A 3,753-nucleotide genomic window follows, 5' to 3' on the forward strand; every position below is an offset into this window, starting at 1 on the left:
ACCTGTTCCAGTTCGGCGCGCGCATCGGCTTCCCAGGCGCCGTCGTCCAGCGCCACGATCAGTTCGTGCGGCGCCTCGTCATGCTCGTCCTCGATCGAGCCGACGATCTCTTCGACCAGATCCTCAATCGTGATGAGACCCTCGGTCCCCGAATATTCGTCGAGCACGACGGCCAGATGGGTTCGGCTGGCCTGCATCTGCGCCAGCAGGTCGAGCGTGCCCATCGACTGCGGCACGAACAGGGGCTGGCGGATCAGCGCGTCGAGCGTGTCGGGGGGCGTTTCGCCCGATGCCAGGATCGCGAACACGTCCTTGACGTGCACCATGCCGATCACGTCATCCAGGCTTTCGCGAAAAACGAGCAGGCGGCTGTGCCCCTCGGCCGCGAAACACTGGACCAGATCGGTGAAGCTCGTCTTCTCCTCGACCGCGACGATATCGGCGCGCGGCACGCCGACATCGCCGGCGTCACGCTCCCCGAAATGCAGCAGGTTGCGGATCATCTGCCGTTCGACCGGAGCCAGGTCGCCCGCGATCGGGCGCTCGGCCTCGTCCTCATGCTCGGTAATCACGTCCTCAATGCGCGCGCGCAGCGTTTCGTGATTTTCCTCGCCGAACAGAAAGGCGCGCAGGCCGCGCCAGATGCCGCCATCGGCGGCGGTGCTACTGTCGCCGGGCGTGGCGTTGTTACTCGAACCCTCGGTCATTGGGGGTCTTCAGTCCTCCTCGACGGGGTAGGGGTCGTGCAGACCCAGTTGAGCGAGCGCCGAACGCTCGATCGCCTCCATGGCTTCCGCCTCGGCATCCCCCAGATGGTCATAGCCTAGCAAATGCAGGCAGCCGTGGACAATCAGGTGCGTGGCATGATCGGCGACCGAAATGCCACGTTCCGCCGCCTCGGCCGCGCAGACGCCGTGCGCCAGCACGATGTCGCCCAGCAGCACTTCGCCATCGTCGCTGTTCTGCGTGACGGTATCGAGCAGGTCGGGTTGCACCATCGGAAAGGACAGCACGTTGGTCGGCTTGTCCTTGTCGCGATACTGGCGGTTCAGCACCTGAACCTCGTCGTCGCCGGTCATCCGCACGGCGATTTCGATGGTGGCCGGCGCATCGACCCAGCCGGCATAGGCCGTGCGTTCGATCGCGGCGCGCGCGGCGCGCGCGGCCAGCGCTTCCCAATCGGAGTCGCTCGACCAGTCACCCTCGGCCTGGACGGCCACGTCAAGCATGTCGGTATCCGCTCATGAAGAAATCGCCAGCCCCTGTTGTCCGGCAATACGCGTGAAACCGCAAAGGGTTCACGCGCCGCCCTCATAAGCGTCGACAATGCGCCCGACGATCGGGTGGCGCACCACATCGGCGGTGGTGAAACGCACCATCGCCAGGCTCTGGATGCCCTCCAGCCGCGATACCGCGTCGTTCAGGCCCGATGCCGCGACGCCGCCGGGCAGGTCGACCTGATTGGGATCGCCGCACACCACCATGCGGCTGTTCTGGCCGAATCGGGTCAGGAACATCTTCATCTGCATCGGCGTCGTATTCTGCGCCTCGTCCAGGATGACGAACGCGTCGGACAGCGTGCGCCCGCGCATGAAGGCGATGGGCGCGATCTCGATCTCGCCGCTGGCGATGCGGCGCTCCACCTGCTCGGCGGGCAGGCAATCATACAGTGCGTCGTAGAGCGGGCGCAGATACGGATCGACCTTGTCCTTCATGTCGCCGGGCAGGAAGCCCAGCTTCTCCCCCGCCTCGACCGCCGGCCGCGACAGGATCAGGCGCTGGACGCTGCCGGTAATCAGTTGCGCCACGGCCTGCGCGACAGCGATATAGGTCTTGCCCGTGCCCGCCGGTCCCAGCGCAAAGATGATGTCGTTGCGGACCAGTTCCTGCATGTAGCGGGTCTGGGTCGCCGAACGCGGCACGATGGTTTTCTTGCGCGTGCGAATCATGATCGGCGGCGGGGCCGACGGATCGCGGGATATGATGCCGTCCAGCGTCGGCTCGGAAGCCATCGCGATCACCGCGTCGACCAGGCCGGGGTCGATTTCCTGCCCCTGCAACAGCCGCGCGTGCAGCCCCTGCAACACGTCGCGGGCCAGGGCGACCGATTCGGCGGTTCCCTCGATCCCCACCTTGTCGCCACGCGCGGTGATGTAGACGCCGAGCCGGTTTTCCAGCGACACCAGATTGGTGTCATATTCGCCGAACAATTGCGGCAGCAATTCGGGCCGGTCGAAATTGAGTTCGGTCCGCGATTTCTCGCCCATGCGGGCGGGGACAGGTTTGCGGCTCATGCGGCTCCTGATGAAGCAAGGCGGGGGATCATGCGCCGACAGCTTGGCAGAAGCCGGGCCGCAGCGCCAACCCCCAAACGCCTCATGCTGCCTTTTGGACGCGTTCGACCGACCCGAGCGAATTCGGCCCGGCCTGAACGATCTCGACCTCGACCAGCGAACCGATCGGCGCGTCGGTCATCAGGTGGACCGATTGCAGCCAGGGCGACTTGCCCAGCATCTGTCCGGGCAGCTTGCCGCGCCGTTCGATCAGCACGGTGCAGGTCCGCCCGACGGTCGCTGCGTTGAACGCCGCCTGATCTCGATTCAGCGCGGCTTGCAGACGTTGCAGCCGGTCGTCCATCACATCCGCCGCGACCGCGCCGTCCATGTCGGCGGCGGGGGTGCCGGGCCGGGGACTGTATTTGAAACTGAACGCCTGGGCATAGCCGACCGCGTCGATAAGGCTCAGCGTATCGGCGAACTCGGCATCGGTCTCGCCCGGAAACCCGACGATGAAATCGCCCGACAGTGCGATGTCAGGCCGCGCGGCGCGGATACGCTCGATCAGTTTCAGGTAACTGTCGCGGCTGTGGCTGCGGTTCATCGCCTTGAGCACCCGGTCATTGCCCGCCTGCACCGGCAGATGCAGGAACGGCATCAGCTTTTCGACCTCGGCATGGGCGCGGATCAGGCCGTCGGTCATGTCATTGGGATGGCTGGTGGTATAGCGGATGCGGTGCAGGCCCTCTACCGGCGCGAGCGCATGGATCAGCGCCTCCAGCCCGTTGTCGTCGGCGTCGCGCCAGCCGTTGACGTTCTGCCCCAGCAGCGTGATTTCGCGCGCACCGGCATCGACCAGCGCTTTCGCCTCGTCGACGATCGCCGCCATCGGGCGGCTGACCTCGGCCCCGCGCGTGTAGGGGACGACGCAATAGGTGCAGAACTTATCGCACCCTTCCTGCACCGTCAGGAACGCCGATGGCGCCACCCGGCGGCGGCGGGGCAGCGCGCCGAACTTCGATTCGGCGGGCATGTCGGTGTCGAGTGCCGCCCCCGCGCCCGATGCCGCGCGCGCGACCAGTTCGGGCAGGTTGTGATAGGCTTGCGGCCCGACCACTACGTCGACCTTGGCGCGGCGGACGATCTCCTCTCCCTCCGCCTGCGCGACGCAGCCCGCGACCGCGATCATCGGCGCGCGCCCCCGCGCCCCGGCCTGTTTTCGGAGGCGGCCGATATCGGAATAGACCTTTTCGGTCGCCTTTTCGCGGATATGGCAGGTGTTGAGCACGACCAGATCGGCGGCGTCGGCATCGTCGGTCGCGGTCATGCCCTGCGCGGCCATCAATTCGCCCATGCGCTCGCCGTCATAGACATTCATCTGACAGCCGAACGACTTGACGTGAAAGGTTTTGGGATTGGTCTTCATCGCCGCGCCTATAGCGTTGGTGCCCGCCCGCGTCACGCCGCCGGGCGACGG

General features: G+C 66.2%; 4 protein-coding genes. All 4 read right to left on the reverse strand.

The window, feature by feature from the left end; all coding sequences use genetic code 11:
* Positions 1-707 (reverse strand): hemolysin family protein (locus VL973_RS02575; protein WP_325282470.1); only part of this gene is annotated, 707 nt, incomplete at its 3' end.
* A 9-nt stretch (positions 708-716) separates the two neighbouring features.
* A complete protein-coding gene (gene ybeY / locus VL973_RS02580) occupies positions 717-1,229 on the reverse strand; it encodes an rRNA maturation RNase YbeY (RefSeq protein WP_325282471.1) in 513 nt (170 codons plus the stop codon).
* Between the two features lie 69 nt (positions 1,230-1,298).
* Positions 1,299-2,294 carry a PhoH family protein gene (locus tag VL973_RS02585; protein ID WP_325282472.1) on the reverse strand — a complete coding sequence of 332 codons (996 nt, stop codon included), beginning with the start codon at positions 2,292-2,294 and terminating at the stop codon, positions 1,299-1,301.
* Positions 2,295-2,376: 82 nt separating this feature from the next.
* Entirely contained in the window at positions 2,377-3,702 is a 1,326-nt protein-coding gene (miaB, locus tag VL973_RS02590) for a tRNA (N6-isopentenyl adenosine(37)-C2)-methylthiotransferase MiaB (protein ID WP_325282473.1), read from the reverse strand.
* Between the last annotated feature and the right edge of the window lie 51 nt (positions 3,703-3,753).

It is taken from the genome of Sphingomonas sp., from assembly GCF_035490575.1.
Taxonomy (GTDB): domain Bacteria; phylum Pseudomonadota; class Alphaproteobacteria; order Sphingomonadales; family Sphingomonadaceae; genus Sphingomonas.

Bases quoted from the DNA above. Each gene is read 5' to 3' on its own strand.
- VL973_RS02585 (WP_325282472.1), bottom strand. From the start codon at position 2,294: ATGAGCCGCAAACCTGTCCCCGCCCGCATGGGCGAGAAATCGCGGACC.
- ybeY (WP_325282471.1), bottom strand. From the start codon at position 1,229: ATGCTTGACGTGGCCGTCCAGGCCGAGGGTGACTGGTCGAGCGACTCC.
- miaB (WP_325282473.1), bottom strand. From the start codon at position 3,702: ATGAAGACCAATCCCAAAACCTTTCACGTCAAGTCGTTCGGCTGTCAG.